This window comes from Zwartia hollandica (assembly GCF_019923725.1).
Lineage (GTDB): Bacteria > Pseudomonadota > Gammaproteobacteria > Burkholderiales > Burkholderiaceae_B > Zwartia > Zwartia hollandica.
Genome location: NZ_JAHXRI010000004.1, coordinates 62,379 through 78,043 on the forward strand (window position 1 = coordinate 62,379; position 15,665 = coordinate 78,043).

Sequence of the window (15,665 nt, forward strand, 5' to 3'; positions counted from 1 at the left end):
CAAAGCTTTAGCGAAGTCGATTAGGCATGATTCGGTTACGAAGAAAGTTTTCTAAAGGAACGCAGAAAATGGCTAGTTTGAGTGCGACGAAGGCAGAGACCTTTAATTACGGTGTGGTCAGGCAGTTTGCAATCATGACCGTCGTGTGGGGCATTGTCGGTATGCTGGTGGGTGTCATCATCGCAGCCCAGCTATTGTGGCCGCAGCTCAACTTTGATATTGCTTGGCTGACGTACGGGCGCCTCAGGCCTCTGCATACCAACGCCGTGATTTTTGCATTTGGTGGCAGTGCGCTCTTTGCCGCTTCGTATTATGTTGTTCAACGGACATGCCAGGCACGCTTATTTTGTGGTCCCCTAGCGGCTTTCACCTTTTGGGGTTGGCAGCTGATTATTGTGGGTGCTGCAATTACTCTGCCTCTGGGGATTACCACTTCAAAAGAATACGCCGAGCTCGAGTGGCCAATCGACATTCTGATCACGTTGGTCTGGGTAGCGTATGCGATTGTTTTTTTTGGCACGATCATTAAGCGTAAAGCAAAGCATATCTATGTAGCGAACTGGTTTTTTGGTTCATACATACTTACGATCGCGGTGCTGCATATTGTGAATAACATCGAGCTCCCGGTGTCGATGTGGAAGTCGTACTCCGCCTACGCCGGCGTGCAAGATGCAATGGTGCAATGGTGGTACGGCCATAACGCTGTTGGATTTTTCCTGACCACTAGTTTTCTTGGCATGATGTATTACTTCATTCCAAAGCAAGCACAGCGTCCGATCTACTCGTACCGCCTGTCGATTGTTCACTTTTGGGCGTTAGCTTTCACCTACATGTGGGCAGGGCCACACCACCTGCTCTATACCTCGTTGCCTGACTGGACCCAATCTCTGGGTATGGTGTTTTCGTTGATTCTGCTCGCACCGTCTTGGGGTGGAATGATCAACGGCATCATGACGCTCTCAGGCGCTTGGCACAAGTTGCGTACCGATCCGATTTTGAAGTTTATGGTTGTGTCGCTGTCGTTCTATGGCATGTCAACTTTTGAAGGTTCGATGATGTCAATTCGCACGGTCAATGCGCTTTCACACTACACCGATTGGACCATCGGTCACGTGCACTCTGGAGCGCTCGGTTGGGTGGCGATGATTACCTTTGGCATGTTGTATTACCTCATCCCTAGGCTGTGGGGTCGCGAAAAAATGTACAGCACAAAGTTAATCGAGGTTCACTTCTGGATCGCGACAATTGGTGTGGTGCTCTATATCGCCTCCATGTGGATTGCAGGTGTGATGCAAGGTTTGATGTGGCGTGCCACTGAGCCCGATGGCTCGTTGACCTACAGCTTTGTTGAGTCCGTGAAGTCAACCTTCCCGTTTTACGCAATTCGTCTAGCGGGTGGCGCACTGTATCTGTCCGGCATGCTCTTAATGGCCTACAACGTATTTAAGACCGTGATCGGTGAGAAGGCAGTGAATCCGGAAATTCCAGCGGATAGCGCGGCCGTACGCCCCATGTTGGCAACTGCGCCAGCCAGCGCCTAAGGAGAATTACATGGCTCAAGAAAATCACGGCTTTTTTTCACACCAGACACTTGAAAAGAACATTGGTTGGATGATTGTTTGTAGTATTTTGGTTGTGCTGTTCGCGGGGTTGGTGCAAATCGTTCCTTTGTTCTTTCAGCATTCGACAACCAAGCCGGCTGCGGGTGTGGAGCCCTATGATGCATTGCGTCTGATGGGGCGAGATCTCTACATTCGTGAGGGGTGTGTCGGTTGCCATTCCCAACAAATTCGTATGCTACGCGCGGAGGTCCAACGCTATGGACCGTACTCGTTGGCAAGTGAATCTGTTTACGAGCGCCCATTTTTGTGGGGATCAAAACGTACCGGACCAGATTTGACCCGTGTGGGGGAGCGTTACTCTGATGAGTGGCATCGCATCCATCTGCGCAATCCCAGAGTTGTCGTCCCTGAGTCCAATATGCCTGGTTATCCGTGGTTAGCACAACAACCTCTTAAACCGGACGATATCAGTGATCGTATGCGCACCTTAAGGGTGTTGGGGGTGCCCTATACCGAGGCACAAATCGCAGCGGCGCCGGATGCGCTGAAGGGAAAGACAGAGGAGGATGCCATGGTCGCGTACCTGCAGGGGTTGGGAACTGGTGCGCGCAAGGCGGCATTGGCAGCACAAGCCGCCACTAAGTCAGCACAAGGAGTGAAATGATGGTTGCCGTGCTTAACGCGATTTCAACTGTCCTTGCCATGGCAACATTTTTTGGCATCATTTTCTGGGCGTTTTCTAAAGGGCGTCGGCAGGCGAACGATGAGGCGGCCATGCTGCCTTTCGCGCTGCCCGATGAAGGAGCCAAGTCAGATACGGAGGGCGGACGGTCATGAGCGACTTTGTTAACGGTTTTTGGGGTTACTACATTGCAGCTGTCGTCCTGCTCGGAATCGCTTGGTGTTTGTGGCTATTGTTTTCGCAACGTAAATGGCTAGGGGCTCGCACGGGTGCAGTGCAAGACACAGGCCATGTCTGGGACGGCGATTTGCGCGAGCTCAACAACCCAGTTCCGCGCTGGTGGACCATGATGTACGTTCTCATGTGCTTTTTTGGATTAGGTTATCTGGTGTTGTACCCAGGGCTCGGCGCATTCAACGGTAGTTTGGGCTATACCTCTGCGCAGGAAGTTCGTCACGATCAGTCCGAACTGAATGCACAGGTGAAGCCTGTCTACGAAAAGTTCGCAAAAATGGATATTCCTGCGATTGCCGCGGATGTTGAAGCGCGTGTGATTGGACAGCGTCTATTTTTGAATAATTGCGCGCAGTGTCACGGCTCGGATGCGAAAGGTGCAACGAGCTTTCCGAATTTGGTTGAGGGTGATTCGCTGTACGGTCGAACACCAGAGGCCTTGCAGGCATCAATTACTAACGGTCGCAACGGCATCATGCCTGGCTTACAAGCGATAGTAGATGCGCGGATGGCCGGTGATATCGCCCAATATGTCCGCTCATTGTCTGGTCTCGCGCATGATCAGATTCGTGTCATTCGTGGCAAGCGCGAGTACCTCAATAACTGCGTGGCGTGTCATGGGGCTGATGGAAAAGGGAACAAAGCTTTAGGTGCCCCCAACTTAACTGATGATGTCTGGCTGTATGGCAGTTCTGAAGCAACGATTGTTCACAGCATTTTGAATGGTCGCAACAACCGTATGCCAGCGCAAGAGCATTTGTTGACGCCAGATCAAATTCGTTTGCTGACCGCATGGGTTTGGGGCCTATCCGGTGGACGCGATATAACGGGTTCTGTTGCGCAGAAAGCTGCCGCAGCCCAGTAAGGTTTACGCGTGTCGATCCATCCCAAAGCAGGCAGTACCGGTGCTGATGCGGTTGAGCCACTAGCTTGGCGGCCTCTCGGTGCAACGGATCGTGTTGACGACGCTGATACGGTTGAGCAAACGCTCGTAGACATTCGCCAAAAAATTTATGCGCGTTCAGTCCTTGGTTGGTTCGCACGCTGGCGCATCGCGTTGGTGGTGCTGACTCAGGCATTGTTTTACGGGTTGCCGTGGGTAAACTGGAACGACCGGCAAGCAGTGCTGTTTGATCTGGGTGCGCGTAAGTTTTATATCTTCGGTATGGTGCTCTGGCCCCAAGATGTAATTTATTTGACCCTCTTATTGATCATTTCCGCGCTAGGTTTGTTCCTGTTCACAGCCGTAGCTGGACGACTTTTCTGCGGCTATGCTTGCCCACAGACGGTTTATACCGAAATTTTTATGTGGATAGAGCGTCGTATCGAAGGCGATCGTATTGCACGTATTCGTCTAGACGAGTCGTCCCTATCGTTACATAAGGTACGGGTCAAGACAATCAAGCATTTGCTGTGGCTGGTAGTCGCTGTGTGGACCGGTTTCTCTTTTATTGGCTACTTTGCGCCTATTCGCGGTCTGATGGCTGATTTGATGGCCTTTGCGCTTGGACCCTGGCAATGGTTCTGGTTGTTGTTCTATAGCTTTGCCACCTGGGGCAATGCGGGATTTTTACGCGAACAAGTTTGCAAGTACATGTGCCCCTACGCACGATTCCAGAGTGTGATGGTTGATCGAGATACGCTTGTTGTCACCTACGACAAGGCGCGAGGCGACCCGCGCGGCGCGCGCTCCAAGAAAGTCGACTACAAGGCGCAGGGCTTAGGCGATTGCGTTGACTGCAGCATTTGCGTGCAGGTTTGCCCGACTGGGATTGATATACGTGACGGTCTGCAATACATGTGTATCGGTTGCGGAGCGTGCGTCGATGCCTGTAATGAGGTGATGAATAAGCTGGAGTACCCGACTGGGCTCATTCGCTATACCTCTGAGCGCGCTTTGCAAGAAAAGCTCACGGCCAAAGATGTTCGACGCCATTTATTGCGCCCTCGTGTATTGATTTATTCAGTTTTAATGTTGCTTCTCGTATCGGTATTTATTGCTGCACTTGCAACACGTACGACACTTAGAGTCGATGTCATTCGTGATCGGGGCATGCTTGGTCGAGAGGTTGCTGGCAGCTTGATTGAAAACGTCTATCGTTTGCAGATGCTCAATGCCTCTGAGGATGCGTTGCATTTAACGCTAAGCGTCGAGGGTGCTCCAGGCCTTGCATTGAAAATTGTTGATGGTGCTGTGTCGAGCACGACCCTCGAAATGGCGAGCGCCTCGAACCGTATCGTGGCAGTGGTGGTACGCGCTCCTGCAGGAACCATGGCGTCTGGCCCCCATTCGATCACCTTTGTCACAAAATCAACAACTCCAGACGGAAAGCTTTTGACAGAGATTCGTGAGAAATCGAGTTTTATTGTCCCTAACTAAGGAATCATCATGCAACGCGCGAGTACTGTAGTGACCTTAGCCTCTACCCCGCTCTCGGTGACGCCTTGGTGGCGCGAGCGCTGGCCGTGGTTGCTGATGGCGGGACCTGCTCTGGCGATTGTTGGGTGTGTGATCACAATTACCCTTGCGTTGTCCAATTTTGGTGATCAAGCGATTACTGAAGGTGGCATGAAACGTGGACTCGTTGTTGAGCAACACGCCGGCCCACCGCCGGCAACGCAAGCCCGTTAACCGGAGACTGCTATGAAATGGCGAGCGCTAATGTGGATTTTATGGCCGTCCTTTCTGATGGCTGGTGCAGCCAGTGCGGTAGTTTTTGCACTGGTTGATCCCTTGGATGTCGCGATTTTTGGATACATCCGACTAGAGCGTGATTTTTTATACGCGGCAGGGTTTTTCTTTTTTTGGCTTGTTGCTGCCGGGTCCAGTGCGTTAACGCTGTTTATGTCTCCGGTCAGCAACTCTGACTCGACTGACGCTTAGTGGCGCTCGCCGGCTAGCATTCTGACTGCCGTATAGGTCATCACGTCCACATTGTTTTGATTTTTAACATCCACACGTGAGGTGACGACGGCTCTGTTGTGCTTAGAGGTCGGACGGATCGCAGTGACCTCTACCTCGGCCCAGACTGTATCTCCGGCTATTACCGGATGCAAGATTTTTTTATGTACTTCGAGCAGCGCTAGACCTGTTCCTTGCACCATTCCTTGCATCAACAAACCCTCAATTAGGCCGTAGGTGAGCCCACCAGGCACGGGGCGACCTTTCATTGCCCCATGGGAGAAGGTCGTATCGATAAAAATAGTCTCGAGCATTCCCGTGACACTAATGAAATTGACAATATCCGTCTCGGTGATAGTGCGACGGTAGGTTCTAAACCTTTGTCCAACGGCCAATTCTTGCCAGATATATCCCGCACCTAATAGCTTAGTCTCACTCATGTCTTTATCCTTAGTGATTGGCCCCGGAGCACTCAAACCCATACAATCAGGGGTTGAATCGAGGTCTCTGTATTCCTAGTATATTGCGGCCAGATGTCTAAGGCATCCTCGGTCGAAGTTCCCTAATTTCCGGATACGTACGAATATGCTCACCGCATTAGAGTTCACCCAAGTTCCTGAACAAGAAAAAGCCTTCCGCGCCGAAGTGCGCGCATTTCTAACGCAGGAAATGCGAGATATTCCCGCTCACATCAAGTCGCGATCCTGGATGGGTACCGACGATGGGTTTAGTCGTCGCCTTGCCGCGAAGGGTTGGCTGGGTCTGACGATTCCTGCTGAGTATGGTGGGTCGGGTAAAGGGTTTTTCTCGCGATTCGTGCTGTCTGAAGAGTTGTTGGCGTCTGGCGCGCCAGTTGCTTCGCATTGGATCGCGGATAGGCAGAGTGGACCTCTGATTTTGCGGTACGGAACGGATACGCAAAAAGCTTTTTACATACCTCGCATCTGCCGTGGCGAAGCCTTTTTCTGTATCGGGATGAGCGAGCCGAGCTCGGGTTCTGATCTAGCAAGCATTCGTACGCGTGCCACGCCAACCGATGATGGGTGGTTGCTAAACGGCAGCAAGATCTGGACGACTAACGCCCACGGCTGCGATTACATGATTGCTTTGGTGCGTACATCGGGTGAGACCACCGACCGACAAAAAGGACTCTCTCAGGTCATTATTGATCTGAAGCTGCCCGGTGTCACGATAAGGCCGATTGTCGATATGGCCGGAGATGCGCATTTTTCAGAAGTGTTCTTTGATAACGTCAAGCTAGGACCTGACGCTTTAGTCGGTACGCAAGGGCAGGGATGGGAGCAGGTCAATGCTGAGCTCGCGTTTGAGCGCAGTGGCCCTGAGCGCATTTATTCGAGCATTGCTTTGCTCGACTGCTGGCTTGAGCAAGTGCGCGCACAAAACATAACCGACGGCGAGACGCAGGCCTTAGTGGGTGCACTGGCGGCTGAAATGTCTGTCCTTCGCGCGCTGTCCTTGGCTGTGACGCAAAAGCTCGTTGAAGGCGAGAGCCCTGCGATCGATGCATCCGTTGTTAAAGATTATGGTACGGATTTTGAGCAGCGGTTGATTCGTCAAATTGCGAATTGGTTGGGAGCTCGGCCAGACTTTATCGCCTCGAGTGATTTGTTGCGTACCCTAGGATACCTCGAACAAATGGGCGCGACTTTTTCCTTGCGCGGTGGTACGCGCGAAATTCTGCGTGGCATTATTGCCCGCGGCCTTGGTTTACGGTGATCCTCATGCAAAACTCCTTTTATGAATCGGCTGATCGTTTCTTCTCCCAAGAGTGCACCGGGAGTGTGATCCGCAGCGTCGAGCAGGGCAGTGCGGATCGCGCTGCTTTATGGGAAACAATGCTGTCTGCAGGTTTTGCCGATGCACTCGTTCCCGAGAGCGCGGATGGTGCCGGCTTAGCATTGGTTGATATCTGGCCCATCGTTTTTTGTATGGGTCGTCACGCAGTTCCGCTACCTTATGCCCATACGTTGTTTGCGCGTGCTTGGTTGAATCAAGCTGGTAAGTCTATCCCTGAGGGGTCAATTACCTTTGCTCCCTATCAAGTTCAGCGATCAGCGGGGTCTTTGACTGCCCGCGCCGTGAGCTTTGGTTTCACCGCGGATTGGGTACTGGTACAGCAGGACGATAACGTCTGGCTATGTCCCACAGCGAAAGCTGAAGTCATTCGTTCCGGCGGGCATGGTTCGCTCGATGCAGACTTGACATGGTCCGCTGAGGTGGTCAATGCATCCCACTTGGGTCGCTGGAACACGCCGCAGTTTGATCATGCACTTGCTTTGACGCTTGCCGTACTGATTGCAGGCGGAACAGACCGCGTCTTTGAGATGTCGCTGGCGCATGCCAATCAGCGTGAACAGTTTGGCAAGCCGATCGGGCGCTTCCAGGCCTTACAACAACAGATTAGTGAGGTGGCCGAGCTCGTGTTCGGTGCGCGCATGGCAGCAGAGATGGCATGTCGTAGCCAGTCTTGGGCGCCTATGCCCATGCTTGCAGCCCTCGCGAAAGCGCATACGAGTCAGGCAGTGGGTAAGATTGTTGCGGTATCGCACGCGGTGCATGGGGCGATTGGTGTCACGCATGAATACGACCTGCAACTCTATACGCGTCGTTTGAACGAGTGGGCACGCGCCGGCGGGGGAGCGACTTATTGGTCGCAGCAACTAGGTAAATCGATCTTGGACTCTAAGCAAACGACGCTAGATTTTTGTCGTGCTGAGCTATTTCTCGAGGACGTGTGTGCTTAGCAGGGTTTGCCGATAAGCTCGTTGAGCGCAGCCATGTCGGTAATCTTGATGTCACGCTGGTTGACAATAATGATGCCTTCTCGGGCAAATCGTGAAAAGAGACGGCTGACTGTCTCGAGGGTTAGGCCAAGATAATTGCCGAGCTCTTCGCGACTCATACGCATGATGAACTCACTCGGCGAATATCCTAATGCGGTCAGGCGTTGAGACAGATTCAGCAAAAAAGCGGCCAGTCGTTGCTCGGAGCGCATTGAACCCAAGGCCAAGAGCACTTGGTGAGAACGAGCAATTTCTCGGCTCATGAGACGTCGCACCTGGTGCTGCAAGGAGGGCACGTAGCGTGAGATCTCGTCGATATCTTGAAGCTTCACTACGCATGCTTCTGAGTCTTCCATGGCGATGGCGGTAGAGCTATGCTCGCCCTCAATCATTCCGTCGAGCCCTACGATTTCCCCAGGCAAGAAAAAGCCGGTTATCTGATGTGCGCCATTCGCCTCGTCGAGTTGTGTCTTAATAGAACCCGTGCGCAGGCCAAAGAGTGCATCTAGTTTTTCACCGTGTTGAAAGAGCGCTTGGCCTTTTTGCAATCGAATGCGATCCTTAACAAGGTCATCGAGCTTGGCCACCTCGCTAGCAGGCATTCCAACGGGTAAACAGACACTGCCCATCATGCAGGTGGAGCAATGTGTCGACTCAGCAGCAACCGGGATGTGTTTAAGCATGTCTACCAAGTGTCGAGTAAAAAAATAATTCAATAACTTCTTGATCAATTGTAGTCCTGTTGATTTGGATCAAGTCGATTTTTCCTTAGGAGGGCTAAGCTTTTGTGAGCCTAGTGGCATTTATCAAGTAAGCCATTGAAAAGTAGCGCTTTGGCCGCATCTTGTACGCATCAACTTTTGGCCACAAGCCATACCTCGTTAGGAGCACCACCATGCGTTTTGACAAACTTACGACCAAATTTCAGCAGGCGCTTGCCGATGCGCAAAGTCTGGCTGCGCGTCAGGAACATCCATACATCGAGCCGGCTCACGTATTATCTGCCTTGCTAGGCGACAGTGAGAGCGGCGCAGCAAGCCTACTCGCGCGAGCTGGCGTTGCGATCAACAAGCTGCAAACAAGCCTGGCAGCAACGCTTAAAGCCCTGCCCCAAGTCAAGGGTGGCGATGACAACATCCAAGTCAGCCGGGACTTGCAGGCCGTGTTCACGCGTGTCGATAAAGAGGCCTCAAAGCGGGGCGATACCTATATCCCGAGCGAACTGTTCTTGTTGGCCCTGGCTGACGATAAAGGCGATGTGGGCCGTGCGTTGAAAGAGGCAGGTCTGCAACGTAAAGCACTTGAGGCTGCGATTGATGCGGTACGTGGTGGCGAGACAGTAAAAGATCAAGAAGGCGAGTCCAATCGTGAAGCCTTGGCGAAATACACGATGGATCTGACCGAACGTGCGCGTCAGGGAAAGCTCGATCCCGTGATCGGGCGCGACGATGAGATTCGGCGCGCGATTCAGATTTTGCAGCGTCGCACCAAAAACAACCCCGTACTAATCGGTGAGCCTGGCGTGGGTAAGACTGCCATCGTCGAGGGATTGGCACAGCGTATCGTTAACGACGAGGTTCCAGAGAGCCTTCGGGGCAAGCGCGTGCTGTCCTTGGATTTGGCAAGCTTGCTTGCGGGCGCTAAATTCCGCGGTGAATTTGAGGAGCGCTTAAAGGCTGTGCTCAAAGAGCTGTCGCAGGATGACGGCAGTAGCATCATTTTTATTGATGAAATCCACACAATGGTGGGTGCTGGTAAAGCTGAAGGCGCAATGGATGCTGGCAACATGCTCAAGCCTGCCTTGGCGCGCGGTGAGCTGCACTGCATCGGTGCAACCACGCTGGATGAGTATCGCAAGTACATCGAGAAAGATGCTGCGCTTGAGCGTCGTTTTCAGAAAGTTATTGTGGATGAGCCCAATGTGGAATCGACCATTGCCATTCTGCGCGGCTTGCAGGAGCGCTATGAGTTGCACCACGGCGTTGAGATCACAGATCCTGCGATTGTGGCGGCTGCTGAGTTATCGCATCGCTACATTACCGATCGCTTTTTGCCGGATAAGGCCATCGACTTAATTGACGAAGCGGCTGCGCGTATTCGCATGGAAATCGATTCCAAGCCTGAAGTCATGGATCGACTCGATCGGCGCATTATTCAATTGAAAATTGAACGTGAAGCCGTTAAAAAAGAAACAGACGAAGGATCAATGCGTCGTCTACAAATTATCGAGGAAGAGCTCGAGAAGTTGCAACGCGAGTACAACGATTTTGAAGTGATCTGGAAGAGCGAGAAGGCTGCTGTGCAAGGGACGCAGTCGATCAAAGAAGAGATCGAACGCGCACGTGCCGAAATGGCTGAACTGCAACGCAAGGGTCAGTTCGATAAGCTCGCCGAAATTCAATATGGCAAATTGCCAGAGTTGGAAACGCGTTTAAAAGCAGCAGAGGGTGCCGGTGCTGTTGCAGGTGCCGGAGATAAGCCTCGCTTGTTGCGCACGCAGGTTGGTGCAGAAGAGATTGCAGAAGTTGTTTCGCGCGCCACGGGTATTCCTGTGTCAAAAATGATGCAAGGCGAGCGCGATAAGCTTTTGCAAATGGAAGACCGCTTGCACCAGCGCGTCATTGGACAAGATGAGGCGGTTGGGCTGGTCGCTGATGCAATCCGACGCTCGCGCGCCGGGCTGTCTGACGCATCACGTCCTTATGGTTCGTTCTTATTCCTTGGTCCGACCGGCGTCGGTAAGACGGAACTTACCCGGGCCTTGGCAGATTTCCTCTTTGATTCTGATGAACAGTTGATTCGTATCGACATGAGCGAGTTTATGGAGAAACACTCCGTTGCTCGTTTGATTGGCGCACCGCCAGGGTATGTTGGCTACGAAGAGGGCGGCTATCTGACGGAGGCTATACGTCGCAAACCTTACAGTGTTGTGTTGCTTGACGAGGTGGAAAAGGCGCATCCGGATGTTTTTAACGTACTTTTGCAGGTGCTCGATGATGGCCGTCTGACTGATGGGCAAGGGCGTACGGTCGACTTCCGTAACACGGTGATCGTGATGACCTCGAACCTTGGCTCGCAACATATTCAAGCCATGGTGGGCCAGCCCTACGAGGCGATCAAGGCGGTTGTCTGGGATGACCTAAAAAATCATTTTCGACCAGAGTTTTTGAATCGGATCGATGAGGTTGTCGTATTTCACGCCTTGGATAGTGCACACATCGAGAAGATCGCGGGCGTACAACTCCAGCGCTTGGCGAAGCGGATGTTGCAGCAGGAGATGATCTTAGAGGTCTCGCCTGTGGCGCAAGCCGAGTTGGCACGCACCGGGTTCGACCCTGTCTTTGGTGCAAGACCTCTGAAGCGGGCGATCCAGCAGCAACTGGAAAACCCAATAGCCAAACTAATTCTTCAAGGCAAGTTTGGTCCTCGGGATGTTGTTCCGGTCGACTGGCGAGATGGAAAGTTCGTGTTCGAACGAACTCTCCAGTAAGTTAATTAGACGGGCTGTAAGGTCTGGTCCACCCTGAAACATCTGGCGCTGTGATCTTCAGTTAGCCAGATTGTTTCAGGCAAGGCTTTTCTGCAATCGTCTGTTGCCAAGCTGCAGCGTTCGGCAAAGACGCAACCCGGCGGCAGGTTGCTCAGATCGGGAGGTGCACCTGGAATGGTCTCCAAGCGTGTTCCCTTCTTGACCGAACCGTGCGCCAAGCTTTTTAGTAAGGCCCGCGTGTAGGGATGACGAGGTGAGCGCATCAGTGTCCGCGTTGTGCCCTGCTCGACAATGCGCCCGGCATACATCACGGCAATACGATCTGCTACTTCAACTGCAGCACCAATGTCGTGCGTGACAAAAATAACAGATAGGCCAAGCTCACGCTGGAGTTCACGCAACAACAGCAGAATTTGAATCTGCACGGTTGCATCCAGAGCGGTGGTGGGTTCGTCTGCAAGAAGCAACTGCGGCTGGCTAGCAAGTGCTAGAGAAATCATGGCACGCTGACGCATGCCGCCCGACATTTCATGCGGGTAAGCATCGAGGCGTCGCTCGGGGCTCGGGATGCGGACACGTTCAAAAAGCGAAAGTGCGCGTGCGCGGGCCTGCTCCTTGCTTACATTTTCGTGACGAAGAATCGCCTCGATAATTTGCTCACCCACGGTGTAAACCGGATCGAGTGCTAATAATGGTTCCTGGAAAATCATTGAAGCGACTTTGCCACGGAAGTCTGACAATGCGCTAGCGGAAAGCTGCACGACGTCCTGATCGCCTACCAGGATTTGTCCTTCGAGCTTTGAGCGCGATGGGTTATGCAGACGCAAAATTGAGCGAAGCGTCACGCTCTTTCCTGATCCTGATTCACCGATCAGTGCGACGACTTCGCCTCGTTTAACCTTTAAGTTAACACCGGATACGGCACGTACAGGCTTTCGACCCCCGGTAAAAGTGACCGTAAGGTCACGGATATCAACGAATGTTTTTTCGTCGCTCATGCGACCTCCTGCTGAGCGCTTGGTGCGTCGGTGTGTCCACTTCCTGCAACGTGCATCAGACATGCGACGCCGTGCCCTGCTTGGTCGGAAACGAGGGCAGGCATCGTTTGCGAACAGATCGCCTGCGCATGCACGCAGCGTGTATGGAAGCGGCAGCCGGACGGAGGGTTAATCGGATTGGGTGGATCACCGGATAGCGGTGGCTCTTCTGTCCGATTATCTGGATCCATCGATGGTACGGAGGAGAGCAGGGCGCGCGTATAGGGATGTTTCGGTTGCTCGAACAGGGTTTCGCAATCGCCGATTTCAACAACCTGCCCAAGGTACATCACCATCACGCGATCGGAGATGTAGCGCACGACATTCAGATCATGGCTGATGAACACGTAGGTCAGTCCAAAATCCTCTTTTAAATCCAATAGCAAATTGAGCACTTGCGCTTCGACGGACTTGTCCAGTGCCGACACCGCCTCATCTAAGATGATTAGGCGCGGCTGCAGAGCAAGTGCTCGCGCGATGTTGACACGCTGCCGTTGTCCGCCAGACAGCTCGTGTGGATAGCGCTCTGCGAAGCGGTTGGGATCTAGGCCAACGCGCCTTAATAGGTCGCGTGCGCGTTCGACGGCATCCTCTTTGGATACGCCATGCACTTGCGGCGCGAAAGCCACGGAGTCTTCAATCGTGAGGCGCGGATTCAGGGACGCATAGCTATCCTGAAACACCATTTGTGCTTGCCGACGAAACTCTTTGAGAGACATGTCACGACTGCCGACGGAACGGCCATCAAAGATAATGTCGCCGTTATCGGGAGGTGTTAAGTTCATCAGGAGTCTAGCGGTCGTAGATTTGCCGCAACCGGACTCGCCGACGACTCCTAAGGTTTCGCCTTGACGCACGAGAAAGTCGATATCATCAACCGCACGCACTACGCCACCGCCTCGCCCAAACACATCCTTTTTTAAGGCAAAGTGCTTGATCAGATTCTTGACCATCAATAATGGTTGGGCTGAACCAGGAGCAGCTTCCTTCTTCACAGTCGTATCCATCAGTTTTTGATCTCCATGGCGGTACGCAATCCATCGGAGAGCAGGTTGAAAGCGATAGACGTGATGAAGATCATGACGCCTGGCAGTGCAGCAATCCAGGGCTGTACGTAAATAGCTGTGCGCAACGTGTTGAGCATTAGGCCCCATTCTGGCTCAGGCGGCTTGACGCCTAGACCAAGGAAGCTCAGCCCGGAGGCAAGAATCATCGACACTGCGATCAGACTGGTTGCATAAACAAAAATAGGTCCAAGCACGTTACCCAAAACATGCACACGCACAATCGTGAATGCGTTGGCACCTGAGGCGCGTGCGGCATCCACAAAATCGCGGCTACGAATTTGTGTGGTCACACTTTCGGCAACGCGAGCGATCGGTGGGATAAACACAATGGTCAGGGAGATCAATGAGTTTGTAATACCCGCACCCAATACGCCCGATAACGCAATCGCCAACAGGACGGAGGGGAAGGCATAAAACACGTCGATCGTACGCATGATGACGGTATTGACTGTACCGCCAGCATAGCCAGCGATCAGGCCAATGACTGAGCCAATACAGAAGGCAAAGATCACGGGGGTAATTCCCATAAAAAGGGAAAGCTTGGTGCCCACGATTAGACGAGTCAGCATGTCGCGACCGAGCTCATCTGTTCCCAGCAAGTGTCCAGGGAAGCCGATTGGCTTGAGCCGCTTCATGATCGACGAGGCAAAGGGATCGTAAGGTGCAAGCCAGGGCCCAAATATCGCCATGATTAGCAGTAACAAAATAACAAAACCAGCAAACATCGCTAGCTTGTCTCGCATAAAGCGCTGCCCGACATTACGCCAGTAGCCAGTGGATTTCTCCGTGACAACGGCGGGTACTTTAGAGGGGTCGACGGTAATGTTCAGCATGTCAGATTCCCTGTTCCATTAGCTACGCGCGATACGAGGATCGAGCAGGGTCTGAATGATGTCAACAATCATATTCAGAACAACGAAAAACATAGCGAGTACGAGAATAGTCCCTTGGAGCAGAGGGAGGTCGCGTTGAAAAATCGCCGAGTTCAACAAAAAGCCTGTGCCAGGCCAAGAGAAGACCGTTTCAATCAGAATCGATCCGCCAAGCAAATAGCCAAGTTGTAAGCCCATCACAGCCAGAGCAGTCGGGGCCGCGTTCTTGACGACGTGAATAAAGATGCCAACGTTGGTTAAGCCCTTGGCGCGCAGCCCCACAATGAATTCTTGCGCTAGGATATCGGCGACGAGTGCTCGCACGGTCCGGGCAATAATCCCCATCGGAATCACACTCATGGTCACTGCCGGTAGGATCAGATGCTTCATATGCTCCAGGTTCCAGACCCAGTCTGCAGAACCACCAGGACCCGCGCCACTAGGCGGTAACCACATCAGCGTTGAGCTGAAGATAATCACAAACACCATCCCCAGCCAGTAGTGCGGCACGCTCACGCCTAATACTGAAGTTAATGAGGCGGCTTTGTCGATCCAGGAATTTTGAAAGTAGCCCGCAACAAAACCAAAGAGGGATCCAAATACGAATCCGATGAGAGTCGCGAAAACGGCGAGTCGCAGTGTGTTGACGACGGCTTTCAGAACTTCGTCTGTCACTGGTCTGCTCGAGGCGATTGAGGTACCCAGATCGCCTTGTAGTGCACGCCAGACCCAGGAAAGGAATTGCTCTGGATATGAGCGGTTAAATCCGTAAAGCTCCATGAGCCGATCGCGCAAATCTTGCGAGGCATCGGGTGGGAGAATCGCCATCAAGGGGTCGCCCGGTGCGAGGTGCACCAAGGAAAAACAGACAAGCGCGACACCAAGCATGATTGGCAAGGTGTAAATCAGACGCCTCAGTAAAAAGCTAAGCATTAGAGGTGTGTCTCAATAAAATTGAATCGGAATAGTTATACGTAAACAACAAAAAAGCACGCCGCACCTACTGGCGCGGCGT

16 protein-coding genes are annotated in these 15,665 nt (G+C 52.7%); 10 read left to right on the forward strand and 6 right to left on the reverse strand.

Annotated features, from left to right (window positions below):
• Positions 1-68 precede the first annotated feature (68 nt).
• From ccoN to KZZ10_RS02370, 7 genes are read left to right on the forward strand one after another with little or no spacing between them, the layout of a single operon-like run.
• Positions 69-1,541: a cytochrome-c oxidase, cbb3-type subunit I gene (ccoN, locus tag KZZ10_RS02340; protein ID WP_259659897.1), complete on the forward strand. Its 1,473-nt coding sequence runs from the start codon at positions 69-71 to the stop codon at positions 1,539-1,541.
• A gap of 10 nt (positions 1,542-1,551) precedes the next feature.
• Complete coding sequence (gene ccoO, locus KZZ10_RS02345) at positions 1,552-2,226, forward strand: cytochrome-c oxidase, cbb3-type subunit II (RefSeq protein WP_259659898.1); 675 nt, start codon at positions 1,552-1,554, stop codon at positions 2,224-2,226.
• On the forward strand, positions 2,226-2,399 hold the full coding sequence (locus KZZ10_RS02350) for a cbb3-type cytochrome oxidase subunit 3 (protein ID WP_259660016.1): 174 nt from the start codon (positions 2,226-2,228) through the stop codon (positions 2,397-2,399). Before ccoO ends, KZZ10_RS02350 begins: the two co-directional genes overlap by 1 nt.
• Complete coding sequence (gene ccoP, locus KZZ10_RS02355; protein WP_259659899.1) at positions 2,396-3,343, forward strand: cytochrome-c oxidase, cbb3-type subunit III; 948 nt, start codon at positions 2,396-2,398, stop codon at positions 3,341-3,343. The genes KZZ10_RS02350 and ccoP overlap by 4 nt, the downstream gene beginning before the upstream one ends.
• A gap of 9 nt (positions 3,344-3,352) precedes the next feature.
• Positions 3,353-4,858, forward strand: coding sequence for a cytochrome c oxidase accessory protein CcoG (ccoG, locus tag KZZ10_RS02360; protein ID WP_259659900.1), 1,506 nt, complete (start codon positions 3,353-3,355; stop codon positions 4,856-4,858).
• A gap of 9 nt (positions 4,859-4,867) precedes the next feature.
• Positions 4,868-5,110: a FixH family protein gene (locus KZZ10_RS02365; protein ID WP_259659901.1), complete on the forward strand. Its 243-nt coding sequence runs from the start codon at positions 4,868-4,870 to the stop codon at positions 5,108-5,110.
• A gap of 12 nt (positions 5,111-5,122) precedes the next feature.
• Positions 5,123-5,362, forward strand: coding sequence for a hypothetical protein (locus tag KZZ10_RS02370; protein WP_259659902.1), 240 nt, complete (start codon positions 5,123-5,125; stop codon positions 5,360-5,362).
• On the opposite strand, the gene KZZ10_RS02375 is transcribed toward KZZ10_RS02370, so the two are convergent.
• A complete protein-coding gene (locus KZZ10_RS02375) occupies positions 5,359-5,820 on the reverse strand; it encodes a MaoC family dehydratase (RefSeq protein ID WP_259659903.1) in 462 nt (153 codons plus the stop codon). The genes KZZ10_RS02370 and KZZ10_RS02375 overlap by 4 nt on opposite strands.
• Before the next feature lie 145 nt (positions 5,821-5,965).
• On the opposite strand from KZZ10_RS02375, the gene KZZ10_RS02380 reads away from it, so the two are divergent.
• A complete protein-coding gene (locus tag KZZ10_RS02380) occupies positions 5,966-7,117 on the forward strand; it encodes an acyl-CoA dehydrogenase family protein (RefSeq protein ID WP_259659904.1) in 1,152 nt (383 codons plus the stop codon).
• Between the two features lie 5 nt (positions 7,118-7,122).
• Entirely contained in the window at positions 7,123-8,145 is a 1,023-nt protein-coding gene (locus KZZ10_RS02385; protein ID WP_259659905.1) for an acyl-CoA dehydrogenase family protein, read from the forward strand.
• On the opposite strand, the gene KZZ10_RS02390 is transcribed toward KZZ10_RS02385, so the two are convergent.
• Positions 8,142-8,867, reverse strand: a complete 726-nt coding sequence (locus KZZ10_RS02390) for a helix-turn-helix domain-containing protein (RefSeq protein ID WP_259660017.1) — start codon at positions 8,865-8,867, stop codon at positions 8,142-8,144. The two genes, KZZ10_RS02385 and KZZ10_RS02390, sit on opposite strands and share 4 nt — an antisense overlap.
• A gap of 212 nt (positions 8,868-9,079) precedes the next feature.
• On the opposite strand from KZZ10_RS02390, the gene clpB reads away from it, so the two are divergent.
• Entirely contained in the window at positions 9,080-11,674 is a 2,595-nt protein-coding gene (gene clpB, locus KZZ10_RS02395; protein ID WP_259659906.1) for an ATP-dependent chaperone ClpB, read from the forward strand.
• 5 nt (positions 11,675-11,679) lie between these two features.
• On the opposite strand, the gene KZZ10_RS02400 is transcribed toward clpB, so the two are convergent.
• Genes KZZ10_RS02400 through KZZ10_RS02415 form a run of 4 tightly spaced genes read right to left on the reverse strand, consistent with a single transcriptional unit; the run spans position 11,680 to position 15,583 of the window.
• The gene (locus KZZ10_RS02400) at positions 11,680-12,672 is read right to left on the reverse strand and encodes an ABC transporter ATP-binding protein (protein ID WP_259659907.1); all 993 of its coding nucleotides are present in this window, start codon (positions 12,670-12,672) and stop codon (positions 11,680-11,682) included.
• Positions 12,669-13,718: an ABC transporter ATP-binding protein gene (locus KZZ10_RS02405; RefSeq protein WP_259659908.1), complete on the reverse strand. Its 1,050-nt coding sequence runs from the start codon at positions 13,716-13,718 to the stop codon at positions 12,669-12,671. The genes KZZ10_RS02400 and KZZ10_RS02405 overlap by 4 nt, the downstream gene beginning before the upstream one ends.
• Positions 13,718-14,611: an ABC transporter permease gene (locus tag KZZ10_RS02410; RefSeq protein ID WP_259659909.1), complete on the reverse strand. Its 894-nt coding sequence runs from the start codon at positions 14,609-14,611 to the stop codon at positions 13,718-13,720. Before KZZ10_RS02410 ends, KZZ10_RS02405 begins: the two co-directional genes overlap by 1 nt.
• A gap of 18 nt (positions 14,612-14,629) precedes the next feature.
• Positions 14,630-15,583, reverse strand: a complete 954-nt coding sequence (locus KZZ10_RS02415; RefSeq protein WP_259659910.1) for an ABC transporter permease — start codon at positions 15,581-15,583, stop codon at positions 14,630-14,632.
• Positions 15,584-15,665 lie beyond the last annotated feature (82 nt).

Excerpts from the sequence above, each read along its gene's own strand:
- ccoN (WP_259659897.1), top strand. The coding sequence starts at position 69 with ATGGCTAGTTTGAGTGCGACGAAGGCAGAGACCTTTAATTACGGTGTG.
- ccoO (WP_259659898.1), top strand. The coding sequence starts at position 1,552 with ATGGCTCAAGAAAATCACGGCTTTTTTTCACACCAGACACTTGAAAAG.
- KZZ10_RS02350 (WP_259660016.1), top strand. The coding sequence starts at position 2,226 with ATGGTTGCCGTGCTTAACGCGATTTCAACTGTCCTTGCCATGGCAACA.
- ccoP (WP_259659899.1), top strand. The coding sequence starts at position 2,396 with ATGAGCGACTTTGTTAACGGTTTTTGGGGTTACTACATTGCAGCTGTC.
- KZZ10_RS02365 (WP_259659901.1), top strand. The coding sequence starts at position 4,868 with ATGCAACGCGCGAGTACTGTAGTGACCTTAGCCTCTACCCCGCTCTCG.
- KZZ10_RS02370 (WP_259659902.1), top strand. The coding sequence starts at position 5,123 with ATGAAATGGCGAGCGCTAATGTGGATTTTATGGCCGTCCTTTCTGATG.
- KZZ10_RS02375 (WP_259659903.1), bottom strand. The coding sequence starts at position 5,820 with ATGAGTGAGACTAAGCTATTAGGTGCGGGATATATCTGGCAAGAATTG.
- KZZ10_RS02380 (WP_259659904.1), top strand. The coding sequence starts at position 5,966 with ATGCTCACCGCATTAGAGTTCACCCAAGTTCCTGAACAAGAAAAAGCC.
- KZZ10_RS02385 (WP_259659905.1), top strand. The coding sequence starts at position 7,123 with ATGCAAAACTCCTTTTATGAATCGGCTGATCGTTTCTTCTCCCAAGAG.
- KZZ10_RS02390 (WP_259660017.1), bottom strand. The coding sequence starts at position 8,867 with ATGCTTAAACACATCCCGGTTGCTGCTGAGTCGACACATTGCTCCACC.
- clpB (WP_259659906.1), top strand. The coding sequence starts at position 9,080 with ATGCGTTTTGACAAACTTACGACCAAATTTCAGCAGGCGCTTGCCGAT.
- KZZ10_RS02400 (WP_259659907.1), bottom strand. The coding sequence starts at position 12,672 with ATGAGCGACGAAAAAACATTCGTTGATATCCGTGACCTTACGGTCACT.
- KZZ10_RS02405 (WP_259659908.1), bottom strand. The coding sequence starts at position 13,718 with ATGGATACGACTGTGAAGAAGGAAGCTGCTCCTGGTTCAGCCCAACCA.
- KZZ10_RS02410 (WP_259659909.1), bottom strand. The coding sequence starts at position 14,611 with ATGCTGAACATTACCGTCGACCCCTCTAAAGTACCCGCCGTTGTCACG.
- KZZ10_RS02415 (WP_259659910.1), bottom strand. The coding sequence starts at position 15,583 with ATGCTTAGCTTTTTACTGAGGCGTCTGATTTACACCTTGCCAATCATG.